This is a genomic window from Sulfitobacter sp. AS92 (assembly GCF_038900015.1).
Classification (GTDB): Bacteria; Pseudomonadota; Alphaproteobacteria; order Rhodobacterales; family Rhodobacteraceae; genus Sulfitobacter.
Genome location: NZ_JBBMQL010000002.1, coordinates 96,463 through 118,652, shown reverse-complemented (window position 1 = coordinate 118,652; position 22,190 = coordinate 96,463). Strand labels below are relative to the sequence as shown.

Here is a 22,190-nt window from a genome sequence, read left to right as displayed (position 1 = left end):
GCTACGCAACGGAACGCAATGCCCACCCATTCTGAGACCCGCCAACTGCCCTATAGCGCGCAACAGATGTATGATCTGGTTGCAGATGTAGGCCGTTATCCTGAATTTTTGCCTTGGACCGCTGCTGCGCGCATTCGCAGCGACGAGGACCGCGGCGATCACCGTGTAATGGACGCCGATCTCGTGATCTCCTTCAAGGTGTTTCGGGAGCGGTTCACCAGCCGGGTTGTGCTCTGGCCCGAGGCCAAGAAGATCGACACCGAATACCTGGATGGGCCGTTTAAGTACATGAAATCAAACTGGCATTTTGAGGATAGCCTCGAAGGCTGTCAGGTGCATTTCTTTGTCGATTTTGAGTTCAAGAACATGATCCTGCAAAAGGTCATCGGCGTGGTCTTCAACGAGGCGATGCAGCGGATCGTGCGGGCCTTTGAGAACCGTGCGAAAGAGCTTTACGGCCCTAAAGGCTAAAGCGCCGCGAACCCCTGCAGCAACAGGCCGAGCGCGTGGTCACGGGCCGCAAGCCGCACTGTGCCGCGGCCCTGTGCGCCGAACTCAATCGTTTCCGTTTGAACGCCCGCCGCTGTGGCAAGGCCAAAGCAGACGCGGCCTTCGGGTTTATGCTCTGACCCGCCCGGTCCTGCGATGCCGGTAATCGACACGGCGATCTGCGCTTCAGAATGCGCCAATGCGCCAGTGGCCATCTCCTCAGCGACCTGCTCAGACACCGCGCCCCATTGTGCAAGCGTGACCTCTGACACCCCGAGCATCGCCACTTTCGCAGCGTTGGTATAGGTGACAAAGCCCCGGTCAAGCAGCGCCGAAGACCCCGGCAAGTCGGTTAATGCGGCAGCCACCATCCCGCCCGTGCAACTCTCCGCACAGGCGACCATTACGCCGGTTTCGCGTGCCTTTTCTAGCAGTTGCGCCGCGACGCTCATTCACAACACCCCGTGGTAAAGCGCCGCGAGTGCCATGACGCCAAGCGCGGCGAAGATGCCGGCAAAGATATCGTCCAGCATCACGCCGAATGGGCCGCCCTGACGGTCTGCCCAGCCAATGATCAGTGGCTTGGTGATGTCGAAAAGTCGGAACAGGGCAAAGGCGGCGATCCAACCGGGCCACATGGCAAGGATCGGAATTTGCATGGACCAAGCAGCATAGGACAGCGGCAAAAGCGCGATCCACTGGCCGACCAATTCGTCTATGACCACCTCACCGGGATCATGATCCGGCCCGCCTGCCGTATAGCGCGCGGTCGCCCACCAGCCCAAGGGGATCGCCACGAGGATCCCGACCGCAAGCAGCGGAAAGCCCCCCATCACATGCAAGAGCCATGCATAGGGCAGGGCGACAAGCGAGCCCCAAGTGCCCGGCGCGGGGCGGATGTGGCCAACGCCCAGAAGCGTCGCGATCAGATGAGCAGGGGTCATGTTTTCACCAATGTTGCTGTGGCCATACAGGCAATGCCTTCGCCACGGCCCGTAAAGCCGAGGCGCTCGCTCGTCGTCGCTTTGACGGATACGCGGTCGAGCTCGATCCCCAACATCTCGGCCATGGAGGCGCGCATCGGTTGCACATGGGGGCCAATCTTGGGCGTTTCGCAGATCAACGTGCAATCGACATGGGTCAACGTAAACCCCATATCGCGGGCCATCTGTGCGGCATGGCGCAGGAAGATATCGCTCCGCGCGCCTTTCCACTGCGGATCGCTCGGCGGGAAATGCTGGCCGATGTCGCCGCGTGCCAGCGCGCCATAGATCGCGTCAGTGATGGTATGCAGCGCCACATCGGCGTCGGAATGGCCGACCAGCCCGTGGGTATGCGGAATGTCGAGGCCGCAGAGGGTCACGTGATCTCCGGGGCCAAAGGCGTGAACGTCAAATCCGTTGCCGGTGCGAATGTCCATGCGGGTCTCCAATATGCGGGCGGCACGGGCGAAATCCTCGGGCCGGGTGATTTTCAGGTTATCGGCGCTGCCTTGGGTGATGGCAACGGTCAGGCCCGCGGCGCGGGCGACTTCGACATCATCTGCCGCTTGGCCGCCGTAGCTGGCGTGGGCGGCGCAGATCGCGGCAAGATCAAATCCCTGCGGGGTCTGTGCGGCGAACAAGGTGCTGCGGTCTTGTGTGCCCGTGACGTGCCCGTCTATGCCCTGCCAAAGTGCGTCGGTGACAGGCAATCCGGGGGCGGCGGCTTGGTAGTGATCGAGCGCCTCAACCACCCCAAGGATAGTCTCAGCCGAAACGCAGGGCCGCGCGGCGTCATGGATCAGCACCTTGTCGGCTTGGCCAATCGCATCAAGACCGCGCTGAACAGAGGCCGCGCGCTCCGCCCCGCCGGTGGTGACGGTGACGCCTTGCGCGGTAAAAGCCTCGGCCTGATCCATGTCATCTTCGTGCAGCACCAGCACGATCTCGGTGATCTGGGGCAGGGCGCGAAAGGCAGCGAGCGTGTGGTCAATCACCCGTGCGCCTGCCAACCCCTGCCACTGCTTGGGCTGCGGACCGCCTGCGCGGCTGCCACGCCCGGCGGCGACAATCAGGGCTGCGATACTCATGACGGCATTCCGGGTAAGTCATTGAACATGGCCCTGTCTAGGCAAAGCGCGGGCAGGGTGCAATCTGGGGGTGTTGCTTAAAAATTAAGCATTCGCTTGGCGCATAGCTGCTTTTCAGGCTAGTTTTATTGAGGTCATGCCGTGGCAGAGCTACACAGCAGGAGACCGCACAAGGATTAAGCATGTGACCGCCGACCCCCTGACATTCGATCCTCCGGTATTCCTTGCCCCGATGGCCGGGATCACCGATCTGCCCTATCGCAGCCTCGTGGCGCGATTCGGGGCAGGACTGGTCGTGTCCGAGATGGTCGCCAGCCAAGAATTGCTCAGCCGCCGCCCCGGTACCCGCGAGAAGGCGGAGCTGGGGCTGGATGTCATCGGCACCTCAGTCCAGCTTGCTGGCCGCGAGGCTGAACCGATGGCCGAGGCTGCCCGCATGGTAGAGGCCATGGGCGCGCGGATCATCGACATCAACATGGGCTGCCCGGCCAAGAAGGTGACGCAAGGGGCCTCTGGCTCGGCGCTGATGAAGACGCCAGACCACGCGCTGCGGCTGATTGAGGCGGTTGTCGGCGCGGTCAACGTGCCGGTGACACTCAAAACCCGGCTCGGCTGGGACGACAATATGCTCAATGCGGCGCCAATCGCCAAACGGGCCGAAGACGCTGGCGTGCAGATGATCACCATCCATGGCCGCACCCGCTGTCAGTTCTACAAAGGTCGCGCCGATTGGTCGGCGATCCGAGCGGTGAAAGAGACGGTTAATGTTCCTGTTATCGCCAATGGTGACATCATCGGCAGCGACGAGGCGCGGACGGCGCTGCGGCTGTCGGGCGCCGACGGTGTGATGGTCGGGCGCGGCGCGCAAGGGCGACCTTGGCTGCTGGCGCAAATTGCCCATGACCTGCACGGGCGCCCCGCGCCGGTGATCCCCAAAGGGCCCGCGATGGCTCAGATGGTGGCCGAGCATTACGACGAGATGCTGCGTTTTTATGGGGTCGAACTGGGTGCCAAGGTCGCGCGAAAACATTTGGGCTGGTATATGGACCATTGCGGCACGCCCGCCGACCTGCGCCGCGCCTTGCTGACGGCGCGCGAGGTGAACGCCACCTTCGATTTGATCGCCGAAGCGATGCAGTATGATCCCCCAGCCCTGCAAACCCCGGTCGCAGCATGAGAACCGAGACTTCGGAGCGCCAAATCTGGACCTCGCTGCCGGTGCCTGCCTTCATCATCAGTGCTGACGACCGGGTTGATGATCTGAACCCCTCTGCCGAAGGGTTCCTGAATGCGTCGGCGCGTGCGACGATCGGTCAGTCCATTTGGCGTCTGATTGCAGTGGATCACCCGCTTGAGGCCGCTTTTGCCCGCGCGCGACTGCAGGGAACACCGCTGTTTGTTAATGATGTGGATGTGGGGGCGATGCAGCGTGCGCCGCTTCAATGTGCCTTGCAAATCGCGCCGCTGGTGGGCGGGGCCAAGCAGATGATCTTGATGATCACACCGCGAGAGTTGGCCGGGCGCATCACGCAGGATCACAGCGTGAAGTCCGCCGCGAAATCCGCCATCGGCATGGCCGAGATGCTGGCTCATGAGATCAAGAACCCACTGGCCGGGATCACCGGCGCGGCTCAGCTTTTGTCGATGAACCTGCCGCAGGATGATCTGGAGTTGACCGATCTAATCGTCGCTGAAAGCCGCCGCATCGTGAAGCTGTTGGAGCAGGTCGAGCAGTTCGGCAATCTCATGCCGCCCGAGCGCAAGCCGGTGAACCTGCATGACGTGCTCGACCGGGCACGGCGCTCGGCGCTTTTGGGCTTCGGCGCGAAGATGAAGATTTGCGAGGATTACGACCCTTCATTGCCGCCCGCTCTTGGCGACAAAGACCAGCTTTTGCAGGTGCTTTTGAATCTCATCCGTAATGCGTCTGAGGCCGCAGGCGACGCGGGTGGCACGATCCGATTGCGCAGTTTTTATGAACATGGCTTCCAATTGCGCCGCGCCGATGGGGACGGCCAACCGCTGCCCTTGCAGATCGAGGTGATCGACGATGGCCCGGGCTTACCTGACCATATCCGCGCGGATGTTTTTGATCCTTTTGTCTCGGGCCGCGAGAACGGTACCGGGCTGGGCCTCGCCTTAGTAAGCAAGATTATTTCCGACCACGGGGGGTGGATTTCTGTCAGTTCTGCCCCCGGTCGAACCGCATTCCGCATTTCGCTGCCGCGCGCTGGTGCCGCGGCCATCAAGGAGAATTGACATGGATGGTACCATCCTCGTCGCCGATGACGACCGCACAATCCGAACCGTTCTGACCCAAGCGCTCACCCGCGCAGGCTGTAAGGTGCACGCCACCTCGAGCCTGACCACGCTAATGCGTTGGGTGAGCGAAGGCAAGGGCGACGCGGTGATCTCTGACGTGATCATGCCCGATGGCAACGGTTTGGAAATGCTGCCGAAAATTGCGCAGGATCGTCCCGGTTTGCCAGTAATTGTCATTTCGGCACAAAACACGATCATGACGGCGATCAAGGCGGCAGAGGCCGAAGCCTTTGATTATCTGCCCAAGCCGTTCGATTTGCCGGACCTGATGAAACGCACGGCCCGCGCACTTGAGCAGCGCGCGACGCTGAGCCGGAAGCCAAGCGCTGATGACAGCGCCGACATCGACGCCGAACGCGACGATCTGCCGATGATCGGACGCACCCCGGTGATGCAGGCTCTTTACCGGACCGTGGCGCGGGTCATAAACACTGACCTGCCTGTGCTTATTTGGGGCGAAAGCGGTTCCGGTAAGTCATTGATTGCACGCGCCATTCATGACTTCTCCGACCGGCGTAGCCTGCCGTTTGTGACGGTAACGGATGCGGATCTATCTGATATCGAAGGCCCATCGCGGGTGCTCGCGCGGGTGCGCGGTGGCACGCTGATGATCGACGAGATCGCTGATTTTCCGCAAGAAATTCAGGCCCGTTTGGTCCGCATGATGGACGCCCCGGGTGAGGACGCGCCGCGCTTCATGGCGACCAGTCAAAACGATCTTGATGCGGCCATGCAGGACGGCAAACTGCGCCGCGACCTCTATTACCGTCTGTCAGGTGCTACATTAGAAGTGCCCGCGCTGCGTGACCGGGTGGATGATATTCCGCTTTTGGCCGACCACTTTTTGGCCCGCGCCAATCCCGGCCCGGCGTCGCCGCGCAAACTTTCGGACAAAGCCGCACAGATACTTCTGAAATTCCCATGGCCCGGTAATGTGCGCCAGTTGGAACATGCGATGCGTCAACTGGCACTGGCCAGTCAGGCGGCCGAGATTACAGCCAGCGAGACGGAGCTGCTGCTTGGCGCGCAGACCGGCCCGGCCCCGATGCAAACAGAGGCCGACACAGAACGGCTCGGGGCCTCGGTAGAGCGTCACCTGCAACGCTACTTTGATCTGCACGGCTCGATGTTGCCGCCTCCGGGACTTTATGCGCGGATTTTGCGCGAGGTTGAGCTGCCGATGATCGAAATCGCACTGGCCGCAACCGCGGGTAACCAAGCAAAATGTGCCGCCTTGTTGGGAATCAACCGAAATACTTTGCGTAAGAAGATCACCGACCTCGATATTGAGGTGACACGGGGCCGCAAGATGATGTAAAAGAGCCACATAACAGTGGCCATCGGGGTACTACCCCGTTCAGGACCACAAAATATGGCGGTTGATGCAGCGATGCATCACAACATCGGTGAGGTATGGGGGTGGCAACCCGGGCACGTAGGTTCAAGCTCGAGCGTTTGGGGCGGCTCAGGCGCGTTAAGCGGCTGCGCAACTGGTCCACCTTTGGGCTTGTTGTGCTGGGGCCGGTTTTGGCGCTGGCCACCTATCTGGCACTCGGGCCTTTGGGGCAGGGGGCGGATACGCTCAACCTGCGGCTCATTCTTCTTACCGATCTCGTCTATGTGCTGCTGGTTGCGGCGCTGGTCCTTATTCAAGTCGGGCGGTTGATCTCGGCGCGCCGGGCCAAATCGGCGGGCTCACGGCTTCACCTGCGGCTGACGGGTGTCTTTGCCTTGATGGCGCTGATCCCGACCGTGACGGTGGCAATCTTTGCAGGGTTGACGGTGAATGTCGGGCTTGAAGGGTGGTTTTCTGACCGGGTCAGTAGCGTGGTTGGATCTTCCTTGGCGGCCGCAGAAGCCTATGAGGCCGAGCAGCGCGAGGACCTAATCTCAGACGCGCAGACCCTTGCCCGCAGCATCGACAGCGCGCGGTCGCAGGGCATCAACTTAAGCGATAGTGAGCTTTTAGGCGAAGGCCAGCGGCAAATTCAACGCGGCCTGCGCGAAGCGTTCTTGGTCGACAGCACTGCACAGATCCGGGCGCGGGGAGATCGATCTTACCTATTCGATTTTGACCCAATCACGGAAGAGCAGATCGAAGCAGCAAGCGAGCAAGGTTTGCTTGTCATCGAAGATTGGCCCAACAATGAATTCCGGGCCTTGGTGCCCATGGACGCCTATGTCGACCGTTTCCTCTATGTGTCCCGCGCGGTGGATGGCGATATTTTGTCGCTGCTGGACGAGACCAAGGAAACGGTGCGCCTCTACCAACAGCTTGAGTCCGAACGCGGACGGCTGCTGTTTGAATTCGCGCTGGTTTACCTTGGCTTTGCGGTCATCCTGATCTTGGCCGCGGTTTGGCTTGGCCTGTGGTTCGCCGAGCGGCTTTCCGGACCTGTTGGTCGGCTTACCGGTGCCGCACAGCAGGTCGGGGCAGGGGATCTGAACGTGCAGGTCCGCGAAGAGGATGGCGATGACGAGATCGCCATGCTGGGCCGCTACTTTAACCAAATGACACGCCAACTTAAGGGCCAGCGCGAGACGCTGCTGGAAAACACCGACCAGATTGAGCGCCGCCGCCGGTTGTTTGATTCCGTGCTGAGTTCCGTCACCTCCGGCGTTGTGGGGCTGGATCCCGAGGGGCGCGTGACCTTTGTGAACCGCTCCGCCATGCGGTTGCTTGATTGGTCTGAGGATCAGCAAAGCCTGCCGTTGACCCTTGCTGTGCCCGAATTCGGACCACTGTTTGAAACCGTGAAGACCGCAACAGATGAGGTGGCGCAGGCCGAGGTAAAAGTCTCTCGGCAAGGGGCGTTGGAAAACCTGTTGGTCCGCATGGCGACACGGCGTGCCAAGGATGGCGATCTGGAAGGCTATGTGGTGGCCTTCGATGATGTGACCGATTTGGTCAGTGCGCAGCGAATGGCCGCTTGGGGCGACGTGGCGCGTCGGATCGCCCATGAGATCAAGAACCCGCTGACGCCCATCCAGTTGAGCGCCGAGCGTATTCGGCGCAAGTTCGGCCCTAAAATGGCAGAGGGCGATGACGACGCGCTTGAGCAAATGACTGGCGTGATTATCCGTCAGACGGGTGACCTGCGGCGCATTGTTGATGAATTCTCGAAATTCGCGCGGATGCCCGAGCCAGAGACCAGCCGTCAGGACATTCGGCAACTGCTGCGCGATGCAGTGCTCTTACAGCAAAATAGGCAGGAAGACGTGACAATCAATCTTGACCTGCCGACACAGCCGGTCATGGCCAATATCGACGGCACGATGATTTCGCAGGCGCTGACCAATCTGATCAAGAACGCCGGTGAAGCCATCGAAACGCTTAAGAAAGAAGGCCCGCCAGAGGGGCACGTTCCGCAAATCCGCGTCGTGCTTGCGCCTGACACCCGGCTTTTGCGGCTGACCATCGCCGACAATGGCATCGGCCTGCCCGAAGACCGCGCGCGGCTGTTTGAGCCTTATGTTACCACGCGCAGCGAAGGCACCGGGCTGGGCCTGCCAATCGTGAAAAAGATCATCGAGGAGCATGGCGGCAGCCTGACACTCGAAACCGCGCCCGCGTTTGACGGGCAAGACCATCACGGGGCCATGGCAGTCATCGCGCTGCCTCTGGCCATCGACACAATGACAGATCAAGGGGACAGGGCAGATGAGTGACATCCTAATTGTAGACGACGAACGCGACATCCGTGAGTTGATCTCGGATATCCTTAAGGACGAAGGCTTTGCCACGCGACTGGCGAGCAATTCAGACGAGACGATGGCCGAGATCAACACCGAAGCGCCGGCGCTGATCATTCTCGACATTTGGCTCAAAGACAGCCGGATGGACGGGATCGACATTCTCAAGACCGTCAAGCGCGACAACCCGGATGTGCCGGTGGTCATCATCTCGGGCCATGGCAATATCGAGATTGCTGTGGCGGCGATCAAACAGGGTGCTTACGACTTCATTGAAAAGCCCTTCAACATTGACCAGCTGTTGGTGGTGATCCGCCGCGCGATGGAAACCTCACGTCTGCGCCGTGAAAACCAAAACCTTAAGCGGCGCGATGTGGCGTCGGCTGAGATGCTGGGCACCTCCGCGCCCTACCGCGCTTTGTTAAGCCAGCTTGATAAGGTGACCAAATCCAATGGCCGCGTGATGCTGACCGGCCCCGCCGGATCGGGCAAGGAAGTGGCCGCGCGTTATATCCACGCCCATTCCGCCCGGGCCTCTGCGCCCTTTATCACCGTCAATTGTGCCGGGGTGGCCCCGGACCGGATGGAAGAGGTGCTTTTTGGCCGCGAGACCCCCGACCGGGGGATCGAGCCGGGGCTGCTGGAACAGGCGCACGGCGGGGTGATCTACTTTGACGAGGTCGCAGACATGCCCCTTGGCACCCAATCGAAAATCCTGCGGGTGCTGGTGGATCAACAGTTCAACCGCGTTGGCGGGACCGACAAGGTGCGCGTCGATCTGCGGGTGATCTCATCGACAAATCGCGATCTTGATCAGGCGATCAAGGCCGATACTTTCCGCCAAGAGCTGTATCACCGTCTGAACGTGGTGCCGATTGCCGTGCCGTCGCTTGAGGAACGCCGCGAGGATATCCCGCTGTTAGCCGAGCATTTCATCGCCGAGTTCAACGCCTCCCAAGGTCTGCCGCAGCGGGCGCTGACCGAAGATGCCGTGGCCTTGATGCAGACGATGGTCTGGCCCGGCAACGTGCGGCAACTCAAGAACCTTGTGGAGCGTGTGTTGATCCTTGGCGATGGCACTGGCCCGATTGAGGCGCGCGAATTGCCGGGCGACGATGAGAACGGCGGCGATGATGGGCGTGTGGTGCTTTCGGGCGCACTGGCAACACTGCCGCTGCGCGAAGCGCGTGAGGCGTTTGAACGCGAATATCTGCTGACCCAGATCAACCGTTTTGGCGGCAACATCAGCCGCACTGCGAATTTCGTGGGGATGGAGCGGAGCGCCCTGCACCGCAAGCTGAAATCGCTTGGTGTTGTGACCTCGGCCAAGGCAGGTGTGCGCATCGCACATGTGGACGAAGAGGTCGAAGCGGCGGGCTAAGCCGCAAGGCTCAGGCGCGAGGGGCGGCACCCCTCGCGACCCCAGTTAGCCCCGCGTGACGATCTGGAAAGACCCGTTCTTGTTGCGGATCACGCAGGAATTGGAGTTCAGGGCCGGCAGCGTCGTGGTTGCGCGCGGTGGTGCGGCGCGGGCGATGTTGTTCGGGCAAGCGGGGATCGACACAGGGGCAAAGCCTTGATCGGCCATACATTGCCCCTCAACCCGGTTGCGCAGGTTCTCGTTGGGATCAAAGGTGACCAGCTCACCGGGGACATAAAAGCCGCCCGTAACCCTGCACTTATTTTCGGCATTACAATGGCGCCGCTCGGGCACATAGCGCGGTGGTTCGCGGCGCACTTGGGTAGAGATCGGCACATCGCGCAGCGCCTGCACCTCGCAAGCGGTGGTCGCGCGATTGACCTGCGCGACACTCGCGCCCGGTTTGTAATAGGTATTCAGCGGCGCGCAGGCAGCGGCTCCCAAGGCGATGAGCGTCAGGGCAAAGGCGGCGCGAGAGGGGCGAAGCGATATCGGTTTCATAGCGCCATCATGCCGCTGTCGCAGGGGAATGACAATTGATTTGACCCTTGCCAACCCATCTGTCATGCCCTCTAACCGACCTAAGATAACCCTCACACGATCTTTGCTCAGGGTAAGGAAGCCTTCATGAAAATCATCATTTGCGGTGCAGGGCAGGTGGGTTGGCAGATTGCCCGCCACCTGAGCGGAGAGCGCAACGATGTGACCGTGGTCGACAGCAATGCAGAATTGATCCGCCGCGCCACCGACACGCTGGATGTGCAGGGCATCGCCGGTTTTGCCAGCTACCCCGATGTGCTGGACCGTGCGGGCGCGCGGGACGCCGAGATGATCATCGCCGCGACCCATTCCGATGAGGTCAATATGGTGACCTGTCAGGTGGCGCATTCGGTCTTTGGCATCAACCGCAAGATCGCGCGGTTGCGCAGCCAGTCCTATCTGGATGCCATTTATTCCGACCTCTACCGCCGCGATCACATGCCGATCGATGTGGTGATCTCGCCAGAGAAAGAAGTCGCCACCGCAGCGCTCCAGCGTCTCAGCGCACCTGCGGCTTTTGACACCGAAATCTTCATGGACGGGCAGGCGCAGCTTTTGGGCATTACCATCGACAGCGATTGCCCGGTGGTGAACACGCCGCTGCGTCAGTTGACCGATCTCTTCTCTACCCTGCGCGCCGTGGTCGTGGGGGTGCGCCGCGATGGCACGCTTTTCGCGCCCGAGGCGAAAGACCAGCTGTTCGTTGGCGATGACTGCTATGTCTTTTCGCATCACGACGACATCGCTCGCACGATGGAGATTTTCGGCAAACAGACCACCAAGCAAGAGCGTGTTGTTCTTGTGGGTGGCGGCAATGTCGGGTTGACCGTGGCCCAACACCTTGAGGCCGGGCCGCTGCGCGTGCGCACCAAGATGATCGAGAAAAACCGCAAATCCGCCGAACGCGCCGCCGAGGCGTTAGAGCGGACCATCGTGCTGCACGGGGATGGCCTTGATGCCGCCTTGCTTGCCGAAGCAGGGATCAGCCGCGCCGACGCGATGCTTGCGGTGACGGACGACGATAAGACCAACATGCTGTCTTGCGTGCGCGCAAAGGCCGAAGGCTGCCCCTATGTGATCGCGCTGATCAATGACCCAACGCTGGTGCCGCTGATGACCCACCTTGGGATCGACGCCTATATCAACCCGCGTGCCACGACGGTCAGCTCGATCCTGCGCCATATCCGTCATGGGCGGGTGCGGGCGGTCTATTCCATCGGCGATGCCGAGGCCGAGGTGATTGAGGCCGAAGTCCTGTCGACCTCCCCCCTCGCGGGCAAAAAAGTTTCAGATATCGACTTCCCCGAAGGCGTGTTGATCGGCATGCTGCGCAAAGAGGGTAAGGTGATCCGCCCCTTGGGCAGCACAAGGATCGACGAAGGCGATGTGGTAGCACTCTTTGCTTTGGCCGAAGACGTACCACGGGTGGAGCAGCTTTTGCAGGTTTCGATCGACTTTTTCTAAGCGCAGGAGCGCCGTGTGACGCAACCGACCAGCATCCGTCCCACCGGCAACCGCCCGACTGGCATCCGCCGCGAGATCGTGCAGCTTCCGCTGTTCCTGCAATTGTTCGGCGTCTCTGCTGTCTCGATGATCCTGCCCTCAATTCACGGGCTGGTGGTGAATGACCATCTGGCGAGCCGCGCTTTTCTCTATGCTGGTCTGTTGGGACTTGTGGCCTTTACGCTCATCGCCATCGCCCATGCCGGGCGCAAGCCCTTGGACGGCGCACTTGGGCCGCTCTTGTCGCTGCTCTCGGCCTTTGTGTTTTTGCCAGTTTTTTTCGCAGTGCCTTTCCTTGAGGCGCTGCCGACCACGCGCTTTGTGAATGTCTATTTCGAGATGGTCAGCGCCCTGACCACCACGGGCGCTACGATGTTCGAAAACCCCGCACGCCTGAGCGACACTCTGCATCTGTGGCGTGCGCAGGTCGGCTGGATGGGCGGCTTGCTTATGTGGGTTACGGCGTCGGCGATTCTGGCACCGTTGCACTTGGGCGGGTTTGAGGTGACCGCACAGGCCGAACCCGGTCGGCCCGATGACCGTATGGGCGCCCGGATGGGCAAGATCACCCCGCGCCAACGCCTGCTGCGGACAACACAGGCTTTGCTACCGATCTACACCGGGCTGACACTGCTGCTTTGGCTCTTGCTGGTGATCGGTGGAGAGACGGCCTTGGTGGCCCTTTGTCACGCGATGTCGGTGATGGCGACTTCGGGCATTTCGCCTATCGGCGGGGTCGATAATGCGCAGATTGGGGTCTCAGGCGAGGCGGTGATGATGCTGTTTATGCTTTTTGCCCTGTCGCGGCTTACCTTTTCTAAGGATACGGTCACGGCGACCCAAGGCGGGCTGATGACCGATCCTGAGTTCCGCATTGGCCTTCTTGTCGTCATTGGTGTGCCTTTGCTGCTTTTCGCCCGTCACTGGATCGGTGCGTTTGAGGTTGAGGTTGAGGTCGATGGTGCCCGCGCGCTTCAAGCACTTTGGGGTGGACTGTTTACTGTGCTATCCTTCCTCACGACCACCGGATTTGTATCAGAGCATTGGTCCGATGCGCAAAGCTGGTCGGGCCTGCGCACGCCGGGGCTGGTGCTCATGGGGCTTGCCCTGATCGGCGGCGGGGTGGCCACCACGGCGGGCGGTGTGAAACTGCTGCGGGTCTTTGCGCTCTATCAAAATGGCGTGCGCGAGATGGACCGTCTGGTCTATCCCAACTCCGTCAGCGGGGCCGGTGCGGCGGGGCGGCGGCTGCAAAGTAACGGCGCGTTCATCGCGTGGATTTTCTTCATGCTTTTCGCCATGTCGCTGGCTGGCGTCACCTTGCTGCTGACCTTGACCGGTACGTCCTTTGATGCGGCCGTGGTTATGTCTGTCGCGACCCTGTCCACCACCGGGCCGCTGATCGAACATGCCGCCGACACGCCCATTCGCCTGATTGAGCTGGGGTTGGCCGCGAAAATCATTCTGAGCGGCGCAATGGTACTGGGGCGGCTCGAAACTTTGGCGATTATTGCGCTGATGACCCCAAATTTGTGGCGCGCCTGACACGTTTAGCCCCAGAACCGACCTAGTCCTCTGATATTGGGGCTGGAAACTCGCGCTTTCGCACTCCATACTTGACGCAACGGGGGGGTCCGGTACGCGGACGCCAGCAAGAACAAAAGGCGAGACTACGATGGCGTCAGACAGACAGAACCTTCAGGATGCGTTCCTAAACCACGTCCGCAAGACCAAGGTCCCGGTAACCATTTTTCTGATCAATGGGGTTAAGCTGCAAGGCGTCATTACCTGGTTTGATAATTTTTGCGTTCTGCTGCGCCGTGATGGCCAATCGCAACTGGTCTACAAACACGCGATTTCGACCATTATGCCAAGCCAGCCGATCAGCCTTTATGAGGGCGAAGACGCTTCTTGAGCCGTCCAACTTTTCAGATCGATAACAGCGACGGACCCCGCGTAACACGCGCTTGGGTGCTGCATCCTGATATCAAAACCGATAACGACCGGCGCGCGCCAGAGCCCGCGCTGGCCGAAGCTGTGGCATTGGCCGAAGCTCTTCCAGAGCTTGAGGTGGTGGGATCCGAAGTCGTGCCCCTGCGCACCGTTCATGCCGGGATGTTGTTTGGCAAAGGCAAGATCGAAGAGCTTGAGCAGCGCATGAAGGCGGCCGAGGTCGAGCTTGTGTTGGTCGACGGCCCCGTCACGCCTGTCCAGCAGCGCAACCTTGAGAAGGCTTGGGGCGTCAAACTGCTTGACCGCACCGGGCTGATTCTCGAAATTTTTAGCGACCGAGCCGCCACCCGTGAAGGTGTGTTGCAGGTCGAAATGGCAGCATTGAACTATCAGCGCACACGTCTGGTGCGGGCTTGGACCCACCTTGAGCGTCAGCGGGGCGGTTTGGGCTTTGTCGGCGGTCCGGGGGAGACCCAGATCGAGGCTGACCGCCGCGCCATTGACGACCAATTGGTGCGCTTGCGCCGCCAGTTGGAAAAGGTCGTGAAAACCCGCGCTTTGCACCGCGCCGCGCGGGCCAAAGTGCCGTTCCCGATCGTCGCACTTGTGGGCTATACCAACGCCGGGAAATCCACGCTTTTCAACCGCTTGACTGGGGCGGAGGTCATGGCGAAAGACATGCTTTTTGCCACGCTAGACCCGACGATGCGCAGCCTTGTGCTGCCGGACGGGCCTGAGATCATTTTGAGCGATACTGTGGGCTTCATCTCTGACCTGCCGACCGAGCTTGTCGCCTCCTTCCGCGCCACGCTCGAAGAGGTGCTGGCCGCCGATATCATCTGCCACGTGCGCGATGTGTCCCACGCCGAGACCGAAGAGCAGGCCCAGAACGTGCGCGATATCCTTGCATCCCTAGGCGTGCCGAAAGAAACCCGCAGCTTTGAGGTTTGGAACAAGCTCGACCTGCTGCCCGAAGACCGCGCCGATGCCATGCGCGCCCGCGCCGCCCGCAACGACGATGTGCTGGCAATCTCGGCCATCACGGGCGAGGGGCTAGAGGCGATGCAAGAGACCATTGCCGAAGCGCTCCAAGGTGCGGTGCGCGAGGCAGTGCTGGACCTTGGCTTTTCCGACGGCAAGAAACGCGCATGGCTGTTTGCGCAGGATGTGGTTGAAGGTGAACGTCAGACCGAAGACGGGTTTGAAATCACCGTCCGTTGGTCCGCGCGGCAAGAGGCTGAGTTCCAGCAGGTTTGAGAGCGGTGGCGCACGGCGGGGCAGTTTTTTGCCCGACTGGCATCGAAATTTGTCCGCTGCGCCGTATATGGTGATGCGATCTTTTATGGAGCGCGGCCATGACCCTCGTCATTCTTTATGCTTCCACCGTGGTTGTCTTTCTCGGGCTCGATTACCTCGGCTTGACCTACCTCATCAAACCGGTGTTTGAGCGTGACATCGGCGATTGGCTTTTGGACGAGTTTCGTGTCGCCCCCGCGCTGATCTTCTATGCTTTCTTTGTCGCCGTCGTGATCTGGTTCGTATCGTGGCCTGCAATGGCGCAAGACCATTCGCTACTTTGGGTCTTTGGCAACGCGCTGCTGATCGGCGCGATGGGCTATGGCACCTATGAGTTCACCAATTTGGCGACGCTCAAAGATTGGACTTGGGCCATGGTGGCGCGAGACTTTACATGGGGGTCGCTGTTGACTGGCACGGCGGCAACAGCTGGCGTTGCGATCACCCGGGCGCTGACCTAACGGCCGTTTTCGGTCGACCAGCGCCAAGCGCCGGGTTGCAGCCCGGCCAATTCCCAATCGCCTACGCTGGCGCGGATCAGCCTAAGCGTGGGCAGGTCCACATGCGCCGTCATGCGCCGCACTTGGCGGTTGCGCCCCTCGCGGATGGTGATGCGCAGCCAAGCGTCCGGCACCGTCTTGCGAAAACGCACCGGCGGGTCGCGCGGCCAGAGGGTATCGGGCGCGTCGATTTGATCCACCTCGGCGGGTATGGTAAGGCCGTCTTTCAAGTCTACACCCTTGCGCAGCGCCTCTAGCGCCGCGGCGTCCGGCGTGCCTTCGACCTGTACCAGATAGGTCTTGGGTCGTTTGTACTTGGGATGCGCGATGCGGGCCTGTAGCGGGCCGTGGTCGGTCAGCACCAGTAATCCTTCGCTGTCGCGATCCAGCCGTCCTGCGGGGTAAAAACCCTTCTCGTCGATATAGGTCGACAGGGTCGGGCGGCTGCTACCCTCAGTGCCTTTGTCGGTGAATTGCGACAGCACGCCGTAGGGTTTGTTTAGCAGGATCACACGGGCGGTCATTGTGCAGGCTCCAAACGGGTCACACCGACGGCAGCAGCACGGGCCAATTCGGCATCCAGCGACATCGGGATATATTCACCGCGCCGCCAGAGTTGCGCCATGTCGTCATAATGGCGCGACAGGAAATGCCCCGATTGCCCGGTGGAGGTCACGAAAACCGAACTGTCGGGATCGGCAAAGTCGTAAACCCCGCGGTAGCCTGCGCCATGGACGTTATAGAACGGGTCTTTCCCGGTGCCGCGGGTCAGCCCGCGTTGCAGGGTGTTGTCTCCGCCCGAGGTCGATTGCCTGATGTTCACAAAATAGCGCAACAGCGGCACGTCGCCCAACACCGGGTGATCATGTGTCGCCTGATGCGCGTCGCCCCAGCGGAGGGATTCAAGCTGCGTGCCCCATGTCTCATTGATCCACAAAAGCGCGTCATCGAGCGCCAGTCGCGCCATATCATGGCAGGTCTCAACCGGGGCCGATTGGCGCACGTCGCACCATTTTGAAGCGCCTTGCACATCGCGGAAGGCACGTTCGACAAAGAGCGGCTGAACGTGGGTGAAGTCCTCGGCCAAGGGGCCCAATTCATCGCGGATCAGACGGTCCTGCAAGGCGCGGACCCATGCGGCATAGATCAGCGGTTCGGGCAGATGTTCGTTCATCTCTCCTGACCAGCCCGCCAGCAGGTCGAGCGCGCGCTGGCGTTGACGCTCCGGCGTGCCGTCGGGGGCGGCCTCTCCGGTGAACCACAGCTCGGCGCCGATTAGGGGCAAGAGAGCACGTGCGGTGGGGCTGACGGTATCAAGCTGTGCCTCGATGAAACTGTCGCGGGTGTGGACCTCGCGGTTCTGCATCAAGCGTTGCCAGCGTTGCACTCGCTGCGTGTCGCCCCAGACGAAGGAGACGTGGTTGGGGAAGGGGCGGTCGACGGTCTTGTTGTTGGTGTTGCCCAAGATGCCGCCCGCCGGGGCGATGAACTCGGGGTTGGCGGTATAGGGCATCATGCCGTCCCAGCGGTTTTCGGCGATCCAGCCGGGGCTGGGCATGCGTCCTTGGCTTTGATGCTGCGCATCGCGGCGCGGCAGGGCGCCGATGGTTTTCATGGCGATCGTGTCACGGTCCACCAGTGTGAGGTTTTGTGCGGGGGCGATATAGTCGGTCGCGGCATTGATGGCCTGCTGCACTGATTTCGCTCGCATCACCTTCATTGCGGCAGCGAGCGAGTTGTCGTCGTCGCGCAGCAGCGTCGAGGCGAGAGAGGCCACATGGCCCGCCGGTGTAATTTCGCCAAGGTTGTAGTGGCTGCCGGGAAGCACCGGGCCATTGTCCGTCCAGCGCAGTGTGACCGTAACGGGGTCGGCGTCTTTGATGTTGATGATTGAGGAGCGTTTGCGGAATTTCTTGAACCCATCCGGGGTGCGATATTCCTCGCTGTTGTCGGGGTTCAGCTCTTCGATATAGACGTCTTGGTCGTCGACATAGGCGGTGGTCAGCCCCCAGCCCAGAGCGGCGCTGCGCCCTGTCAGGACCACCGGCATGCCGGGGATGGTGCCGCCGATGACACCGCCGGTTTCAAGCTCCAGCCGGGCCAAATACCAGATCGCCGGGGCACTGAAGCCCAGATGTGGATCATTGGCCAGAAGTGTGCCGCCCGCCGCTGAACGCGAGGGCGCCGCCGCCCAGGCGTTCGACGCCCCGGCAAAAGCCTGCGGTTTGAAGGGGGAAAGCGGATGGCCCGGATTGGGCGTTGCAGAGGCAAAGTGACGGGCATCGGGGAACAGGGATGCATATTCGGGCAGAGCTGCGACGCCAGAGCCCGGCACATCGGGCAGAATGTCTTTCACTCTGTCTTCGTCGGTCAATGCCAAAGACACCCGGGCGCGCAGTACTTCAGCCTCAAGATGGCCAGACATTTGCAGCCCCATAAGCTTTGCAATGGCCAACGAATCCGCCGGGCGCCATGGGGCCATCGGGGCATTAAAGAGCCACATCTCAGGCGCGCCACGGCCAAGCGCTTCGGTATTGATCTGGTCGAGGCGGGCGTTGATCCCCGCCGCATAGGCTTCCAGCGCGGCATCGGTTTCGGGGTCTAATTGCTCGGCTGAGCGTGTCGCGAGACGGTAGATGTCATAGCGCCGCATCAGTTTGTCGGTGGTGATCGTCGAGGTGCCGAAGACCTCTGACAGCCGTCCCTGCGCGGTGCGACGCAGAGTGATGAGTTGCCACAACCGGTCCTGTGCATGGGCAAAACCAAGCCCAAAGAAGACGTCTTCGTCCGTCTCGCCAAAGACATGCGGCACATTGGCGTTGTCGCGCACGACCTCAACAGGCGCTCTGACGCCCCGCACCTGAACCGTATCGTCATAGTCGGGCAGGGAGCGTGCGGCGAACCAATAGACCAGCAGCAGCACCACGACGCTCAGTGTGATGAGAAACACCGCCAATCGGACAAGCCAGCGAAACATCAATGCCATCGGAAAGTCCTCGACTGGCGCGCAGATTGACCGGGGCGCGCAGGGTGGTAGGTGTAGTCACAGGCAATAACGCAACTGAATGATAAGGAAAAGCACATGGCAAAGCTCGCGTTTCTGGGACTGGGCGTCATGGGCGCCCCAATGGCGGGGCACCTGCAAAAGGCCGGCCACGATGTGACCGTCTATAACCGTACTGAAAGTAAAGCGCAGGACTGGGTAAAAACCTATGGCGGTGCTATGGCCAAGACCCCGCGCGAGGCGGCAAAGGATGCGGATTTTGTCATGGCCTGCGTGGGCAATGACGATGATTTACGCTCAGTCTGTCTGGGGGATGATGGCGCTTTTGGTGCCATGACGGCGGGGGCGATCTTTGTTGATCACACCACTGTTTCGGCGGCGGTCACACGCGAGCTTTATGCTGCTGCCAATGACGCGCAGGTCAGCTTTGTCGACGCGCCAATCTCAGGCGGTCAGGCAGGAGCGGAAAACGGCCAATTGTCGGTGATGTGTGGCGGCGACAAAGGTGCGTTCGACCGCGCGCTGCCGATCATGGAGGTCTATTCCAAGATATGCCGCCGCATTGGCGACAGCGGCGCGGGCCAAATGACCAAGATGTGCAACCAGATCGCCATTGCCGGTCTGGTGCAGGGGCTTTCCGAAGCGCTGCATTTTGCCGAGAAGGCTGGTCTTGATGGCCGCGCGGTGGTTGAGGTGATCAGTCAGGGCGCTGCGGGGTCTTGGCAGATGGCGAACCGCTACGAGACGATGCTGGACGATGAGTTTGAGCATGGGTTTGCCGTGGATTGGATGCGCAAGGATCTTGGCATTTGTTTGGACACAGCGGATGAGACGGGGGCGAGCCTGCCGGTCACGGCGCTGGTCGATCAGTTCTACAAAGATGTGCAAAAGCAGGGCGGTGGGCGTTGGGATACGTCGAGCCTGATCAAACGCCTGCGCGCGATGGGCTAAGCCTCACGGCAAAAGAAAAAGGGCAGCGCCGGCTAAGACTGGCGCTGCCCTTCAAAAACCATAGGTCGGCCCCGATTTAGGGGATGATTCGCGTGTATTTCGTGCCTTCCAGCGTCGCACCGATGCGCAGGCCTGCGCGGCCGAAGACCGCTGCCAGAACGGGGGCCATCACGGTGGTGGTATCGGCGCTCACGCTGTCACCTTTGTCGGAAATCACATATTCCAGACCGGCCCCAGCCGCCCAACCGGGCGAGGTGCGGAAATCGCGCAACGCGGGTTCGGTCATGAAAAACAGAACATGCGCGTATTGCTGTGCACCGATCTGCAACCCGCCTGAGGCTTTGGTTACCGAATAGTAATCCACCGTTACATTGTTCACGCGCAGCGCGCCGCGCCCGTATGCGCCGCCAAAGCCAAGACCCGCTTCGGTGACCAGCGGCATGACCAACATGCCGTTGGCCTTTTCGGCCAGTTGTCGCGTGTTAGGATAGCCGCGGTACATCTCGGCCAATGTCGCGTCGACGCGCGCGTCGATCATAGCGCTGCCACGCCCGCCCACGCCATTGCCGCATGCGGCCGTCACGCCAAGCGCCGAGAGGGCGCCCAAGGTCACGATGCGCCGATTATATGTTCGATTGCTCATATTTTCTGCCTATATATTTGAGATCGTTTGCCTGCCTGCCGGTTTTCCCAGCTTGAGCGTGAGATTACGCATAATCATGCGCTTTGTCATGTTGATTGGACCCTTTGCGCAGATTTACGCCCCTAGGTCACGCGTTTCTGGCCAAAAGCCGGGCAACATCGGGGGCAAAGTAGGTCAACACCCCATCACAGCCCGCACGTTTAAAGGCCAAAAGACTCTCCATCATCACCCGTTCGCCATCGACCCAGCCTTGATCTGCCGCAGCGCGGATCATGCTATATTCGCCTGATACCTGATAGGCGAAGGTCGGCGCGCCAAAGGCGTCTTTCACGCGGCGGCAGATATCTAAATAGGGCATGCCGGGTTTTACCATGACCATATCCGCGCCCTCAGACAGATCGCGCGCCACTAGGCGCAGCGCTTCATCGCTGTTGGCGGGGTCCATCTGATAGGTCTTCTTGTCGCCCGTGAGTGCCGAGGATGCGCCCACGGCATCGCGGAACGGGCCGTAGAAGGCACTGGCGTATTTGGCGGCATAGCTCAGGATCATGACATCGTGGTGCCCAGCCTTTTCAAGGGCGTCACGGATCGCGCCGATGCGGCCATCCATCATGTCCGACGGGCCGATGATATCCGCCCCCGCTTCGGCTTGGGCCAGCGCCATTTTGACCAGCGCCTCAACCGTGCGGTCATTCACGATGATGCCGTCTTCGACAAAACCGTCATGGCCGTTGATATTATAGGTGTCCAGCGCCACATCGGTCATCACCACCATGTCAGGCAGCGCTTGCTTGATTGCGGCGATTGCGCGGTTGGTGGCATTCTGCGGATCCCACGCTCGGGCGCAGTCTTCGGTCCGGTCTTCGGGGCCGGTATAGGGAAAGACGCAGACCGCGCCGATGCCCAGCCCAGCCGCCTCGCGCACCGCCTCGACCAGCTTGTCCACAGAACGGCGCATCACACCGGGCATGGAGGGGATCGGCTCTTCCACGCCTTCACCTTCGCGCACGAACACCGGCCAGATCAGATCGCCCAGTTGCAGGTCATTCTCGCGCACCAGCGCGCGAATGCCTGCATTGGCACGGGTGCGGCGCAGGCGCGTGGCGGGGAAGGGGGCTTGGACGGGTTGCATCAATTTTACCTCAGAATGGCTTGGCACGGGCTTGCCATGTATTTTTGAACGCCTCAACCCTATGAATTGCCGCACCGGACAGCTAAGAGATGCGAACTTAATTTTCGGACGAGCACGCCTTGGACTGGTACCAGACCCTTTTCGAAATGATCGACATGCGCTCTTTCTCGAACCTTTGGTTCTGGATCGCGCTGGCGGTGATGTGGTCCACGGCAAGCCATTGGGTGCTGGGCGTGCCCTTTGACATGGTGTTGCGCGCCCGCCGTCACGGGGGGGAGGCGCAGGCCGATCTCGAAGACATTGTGCGGATCAATGTGAACCGGCTGCTCTATATCTCTCAAGTTTCAGGGCTTTGGCTGTTGGGGCTGGGGTTCTTTGCGCTGACCACTTTGGTGCTTTTGGGCTTTGTCTATGACATCGAATTTGCGCAGGCCTTGCTGCTGCTCGGCTTTCCCATGTCGCTGGTGGGGCTGCTGAGCCTATCGACCGCGCGGCTGATCCGTATTGAGGGGTCCAGCGGTGATGTGTTGCAGCGGCGTCTGATGCGGCATCGGCTCTATACTCAGATCATCGGCATGGTCGCGATCTTTGTGACCGCGCTTTGGGGAATGTATCAAAATCTAAACCTTGGCCCGCTCGCGGGTTGACAGGCCACGCCGCAGGCCCAATTGAG

General features: G+C 60.8%; 21 protein-coding genes. 13 read left to right on the top strand and 8 right to left on the bottom strand.

Annotated elements, in window-relative coordinates; translation table 11 throughout:
- Positions 1 to 18: 18 nt before the first annotated feature.
- Complete coding sequence (locus WNY61_RS03720; protein ID WP_342850112.1) at positions 19 to 471, top strand: type II toxin-antitoxin system RatA family toxin; 453 nt, start codon at positions 19 to 21, stop codon at positions 469 to 471.
- Here WNY61_RS03720 and WNY61_RS03715 read toward each other — a convergent pair.
- From WNY61_RS03715 to WNY61_RS03705, 3 genes are read right to left on the bottom strand one after another with little or no spacing between them, the layout of a single operon-like run.
- Positions 468 to 941: a CinA family protein gene (locus WNY61_RS03715; protein WP_342850111.1), complete on the bottom strand. Its 474-nt coding sequence runs from the start codon at positions 939 to 941 to the stop codon at positions 468 to 470. The genes WNY61_RS03720 and WNY61_RS03715 overlap by 4 nt on opposite strands.
- Positions 942 to 1,433 carry a phosphatidylglycerophosphatase A gene (locus WNY61_RS03710; protein WP_342850110.1) on the bottom strand — a complete coding sequence of 164 codons (492 nt, stop codon included), beginning with the start codon at positions 1,431 to 1,433 and terminating at the stop codon, positions 942 to 944. It abuts the gene before it with no gap.
- Complete coding sequence (locus WNY61_RS03705) at positions 1,430 to 2,560, bottom strand: bifunctional 2-C-methyl-D-erythritol 4-phosphate cytidylyltransferase/2-C-methyl-D-erythritol 2,4-cyclodiphosphate synthase (protein ID WP_342850109.1); 1,131 nt, start codon at positions 2,558 to 2,560, stop codon at positions 1,430 to 1,432. The genes WNY61_RS03710 and WNY61_RS03705 overlap by 4 nt, the downstream gene beginning before the upstream one ends.
- A 184-nt stretch (positions 2,561 to 2,744) precedes the next feature.
- Here WNY61_RS03705 and dusB point away from each other — a divergent pair, with 184 nt between their 5' ends.
- The 5 genes from dusB to WNY61_RS03680 all read left to right on the top strand — a co-directional run bounded on the left by dusB (position 2,745) and on the right by WNY61_RS03680 (position 9,956).
- Positions 2,745 to 3,737, top strand: a complete 993-nt coding sequence (dusB, locus tag WNY61_RS03700) for a tRNA dihydrouridine synthase DusB (RefSeq protein WP_342850108.1) — start codon at positions 2,745 to 2,747, stop codon at positions 3,735 to 3,737.
- Positions 3,734 to 4,819, top strand: a complete 1,086-nt coding sequence (locus WNY61_RS03695) for an ATP-binding protein (RefSeq protein WP_342850107.1) — start codon at positions 3,734 to 3,736, stop codon at positions 4,817 to 4,819. Before dusB ends, WNY61_RS03695 begins: the two co-directional genes overlap by 4 nt.
- Before the next feature lies 1 nt (position 4,820).
- The gene (locus WNY61_RS03690; protein WP_342850106.1) at positions 4,821 to 6,200 is read left to right on the top strand and encodes a response regulator; all 1,380 of its coding nucleotides are present in this window, start codon (positions 4,821 to 4,823) and stop codon (positions 6,198 to 6,200) included.
- Between the two features lie 95 nt (positions 6,201 to 6,295).
- Positions 6,296 to 8,551, top strand: coding sequence for a PAS domain-containing sensor histidine kinase (locus WNY61_RS03685; RefSeq protein WP_342850104.1), 2,256 nt, complete (start codon positions 6,296 to 6,298; stop codon positions 8,549 to 8,551).
- The gene (locus WNY61_RS03680) at positions 8,544 to 9,956 is read left to right on the top strand and encodes a sigma-54 dependent transcriptional regulator (RefSeq protein ID WP_342850103.1); all 1,413 of its coding nucleotides are present in this window, start codon (positions 8,544 to 8,546) and stop codon (positions 9,954 to 9,956) included. The genes WNY61_RS03685 and WNY61_RS03680 overlap by 8 nt, the downstream gene beginning before the upstream one ends.
- Positions 9,957 to 10,001: 45 nt before the next feature.
- Here the strand turns inward: WNY61_RS03680 and WNY61_RS03675 are convergent, their stop codons facing one another.
- Positions 10,002 to 10,496 carry a hypothetical protein gene (locus tag WNY61_RS03675; RefSeq protein ID WP_342850102.1) on the bottom strand — a complete coding sequence of 165 codons (495 nt, stop codon included), beginning with the start codon at positions 10,494 to 10,496 and terminating at the stop codon, positions 10,002 to 10,004.
- A gap of 126 nt (positions 10,497 to 10,622) precedes the next feature.
- On the opposite strand from WNY61_RS03675, the gene trkA reads away from it, so the two are divergent.
- From trkA to WNY61_RS03650, 5 genes are all read left to right on the top strand, one after another.
- On the top strand, positions 10,623 to 11,999 hold the full coding sequence (trkA, locus tag WNY61_RS03670) for a Trk system potassium transporter TrkA (protein ID WP_342850101.1): 1,377 nt from the start codon (positions 10,623 to 10,625) through the stop codon (positions 11,997 to 11,999).
- A 15-nt stretch (positions 12,000 to 12,014) separates the two neighbouring features.
- Positions 12,015 to 13,583 (top strand): potassium transporter TrkG, encoded by a 1,569-nt coding sequence (locus tag WNY61_RS03665; RefSeq protein WP_342850100.1) that lies wholly within the window; start codon positions 12,015 to 12,017, stop codon positions 13,581 to 13,583.
- A 130-nt stretch (positions 13,584 to 13,713) separates the two neighbouring features.
- Positions 13,714 to 13,953: an RNA chaperone Hfq gene (gene hfq / locus WNY61_RS03660; RefSeq protein ID WP_007119530.1), complete on the top strand. Its 240-nt coding sequence runs from the start codon at positions 13,714 to 13,716 to the stop codon at positions 13,951 to 13,953.
- Positions 13,950 to 15,248, top strand: coding sequence for a GTPase HflX (hflX, locus tag WNY61_RS03655; RefSeq protein ID WP_342850099.1), 1,299 nt, complete (start codon positions 13,950 to 13,952; stop codon positions 15,246 to 15,248). Before hfq ends, hflX begins: the two co-directional genes overlap by 4 nt.
- Before the next feature lie 98 nt (positions 15,249 to 15,346).
- Positions 15,347 to 15,748: a DUF2177 family protein gene (locus tag WNY61_RS03650; RefSeq protein ID WP_342850098.1), complete on the top strand. Its 402-nt coding sequence runs from the start codon at positions 15,347 to 15,349 to the stop codon at positions 15,746 to 15,748.
- On the opposite strand, the gene WNY61_RS03645 is transcribed toward WNY61_RS03650, so the two are convergent.
- Positions 15,745 to 16,311, bottom strand: coding sequence for a pseudouridine synthase (locus tag WNY61_RS03645; protein WP_342850097.1), 567 nt, complete (start codon positions 16,309 to 16,311; stop codon positions 15,745 to 15,747). The two genes, WNY61_RS03650 and WNY61_RS03645, sit on opposite strands and share 4 nt — an antisense overlap.
- Positions 16,308 to 18,773 carry a penicillin acylase family protein gene (locus WNY61_RS03640; RefSeq protein ID WP_342850096.1) on the bottom strand — a complete coding sequence of 822 codons (2,466 nt, stop codon included), beginning with the start codon at positions 18,771 to 18,773 and terminating at the stop codon, positions 16,308 to 16,310. Before WNY61_RS03640 ends, WNY61_RS03645 begins: the two co-directional genes overlap by 4 nt.
- 96 nt (positions 18,774 to 18,869) lie before the next feature.
- Between WNY61_RS03640 and WNY61_RS03635 the strand changes: the two genes are divergently transcribed.
- Positions 18,870 to 19,742, top strand: a complete 873-nt coding sequence (locus tag WNY61_RS03635) for an NAD(P)-dependent oxidoreductase (protein WP_342850095.1) — start codon at positions 18,870 to 18,872, stop codon at positions 19,740 to 19,742.
- Positions 19,743 to 19,818: 76 nt separating this feature from the next.
- On the opposite strand, the gene WNY61_RS03630 is transcribed toward WNY61_RS03635, so the two are convergent.
- Entirely contained in the window at positions 19,819 to 20,385 is a 567-nt protein-coding gene (locus WNY61_RS03630) for a YSC84-related protein (protein ID WP_342850094.1), read from the bottom strand.
- 127 nt (positions 20,386 to 20,512) lie between these two features.
- On the bottom strand, positions 20,513 to 21,517 hold the full coding sequence (gene hemB, locus WNY61_RS03625; RefSeq protein ID WP_342850093.1) for a porphobilinogen synthase: 1,005 nt from the start codon (positions 21,515 to 21,517) through the stop codon (positions 20,513 to 20,515).
- Between the two features lie 119 nt (positions 21,518 to 21,636).
- On the opposite strand from hemB, the gene WNY61_RS03620 reads away from it, so the two are divergent.
- Entirely contained in the window at positions 21,637 to 22,164 is a 528-nt protein-coding gene (locus tag WNY61_RS03620; protein ID WP_342850092.1) for a component of SufBCD complex, read from the top strand.
- Positions 22,165 to 22,190: the final 26 nt, after the last annotated feature.

Excerpts from the sequence above, each read along its gene's own strand:
- WNY61_RS03720 (WP_342850112.1), top strand. The coding sequence starts at position 19 with ATGCCCACCCATTCTGAGACCCGCCAACTGCCCTATAGCGCGCAACAG.
- WNY61_RS03715 (WP_342850111.1), bottom strand. The coding sequence starts at position 941 with ATGAGCGTCGCGGCGCAACTGCTAGAAAAGGCACGCGAAACCGGCGTA.
- WNY61_RS03710 (WP_342850110.1), bottom strand. The coding sequence starts at position 1,433 with ATGACCCCTGCTCATCTGATCGCGACGCTTCTGGGCGTTGGCCACATC.
- WNY61_RS03705 (WP_342850109.1), bottom strand. The coding sequence starts at position 2,560 with ATGAGTATCGCAGCCCTGATTGTCGCCGCCGGGCGTGGCAGCCGCGCA.
- WNY61_RS03695 (WP_342850107.1), top strand. The coding sequence starts at position 3,734 with ATGAGAACCGAGACTTCGGAGCGCCAAATCTGGACCTCGCTGCCGGTG.
- WNY61_RS03690 (WP_342850106.1), top strand. The coding sequence starts at position 4,821 with ATGGATGGTACCATCCTCGTCGCCGATGACGACCGCACAATCCGAACC.
- WNY61_RS03685 (WP_342850104.1), top strand. The coding sequence starts at position 6,296 with ATGGGGGTGGCAACCCGGGCACGTAGGTTCAAGCTCGAGCGTTTGGGG.
- WNY61_RS03680 (WP_342850103.1), top strand. The coding sequence starts at position 8,544 with ATGAGTGACATCCTAATTGTAGACGACGAACGCGACATCCGTGAGTTG.
- WNY61_RS03675 (WP_342850102.1), bottom strand. The coding sequence starts at position 10,496 with ATGAAACCGATATCGCTTCGCCCCTCTCGCGCCGCCTTTGCCCTGACG.
- trkA (WP_342850101.1), top strand. The coding sequence starts at position 10,623 with ATGAAAATCATCATTTGCGGTGCAGGGCAGGTGGGTTGGCAGATTGCC.
- hfq (WP_007119530.1), top strand. The coding sequence starts at position 13,714 with ATGGCGTCAGACAGACAGAACCTTCAGGATGCGTTCCTAAACCACGTC.
- WNY61_RS03650 (WP_342850098.1), top strand. The coding sequence starts at position 15,347 with ATGACCCTCGTCATTCTTTATGCTTCCACCGTGGTTGTCTTTCTCGGG.
- WNY61_RS03645 (WP_342850097.1), bottom strand. The coding sequence starts at position 16,311 with ATGACCGCCCGTGTGATCCTGCTAAACAAACCCTACGGCGTGCTGTCG.
- WNY61_RS03640 (WP_342850096.1), bottom strand. The coding sequence starts at position 18,773 with ATGGCATTGATGTTTCGCTGGCTTGTCCGATTGGCGGTGTTTCTCATC.
- WNY61_RS03635 (WP_342850095.1), top strand. The coding sequence starts at position 18,870 with ATGGCAAAGCTCGCGTTTCTGGGACTGGGCGTCATGGGCGCCCCAATG.
- WNY61_RS03630 (WP_342850094.1), bottom strand. The coding sequence starts at position 20,385 with ATGAGCAATCGAACATATAATCGGCGCATCGTGACCTTGGGCGCCCTC.
- hemB (WP_342850093.1), bottom strand. The coding sequence starts at position 21,517 with ATGCAACCCGTCCAAGCCCCCTTCCCCGCCACGCGCCTGCGCCGCACC.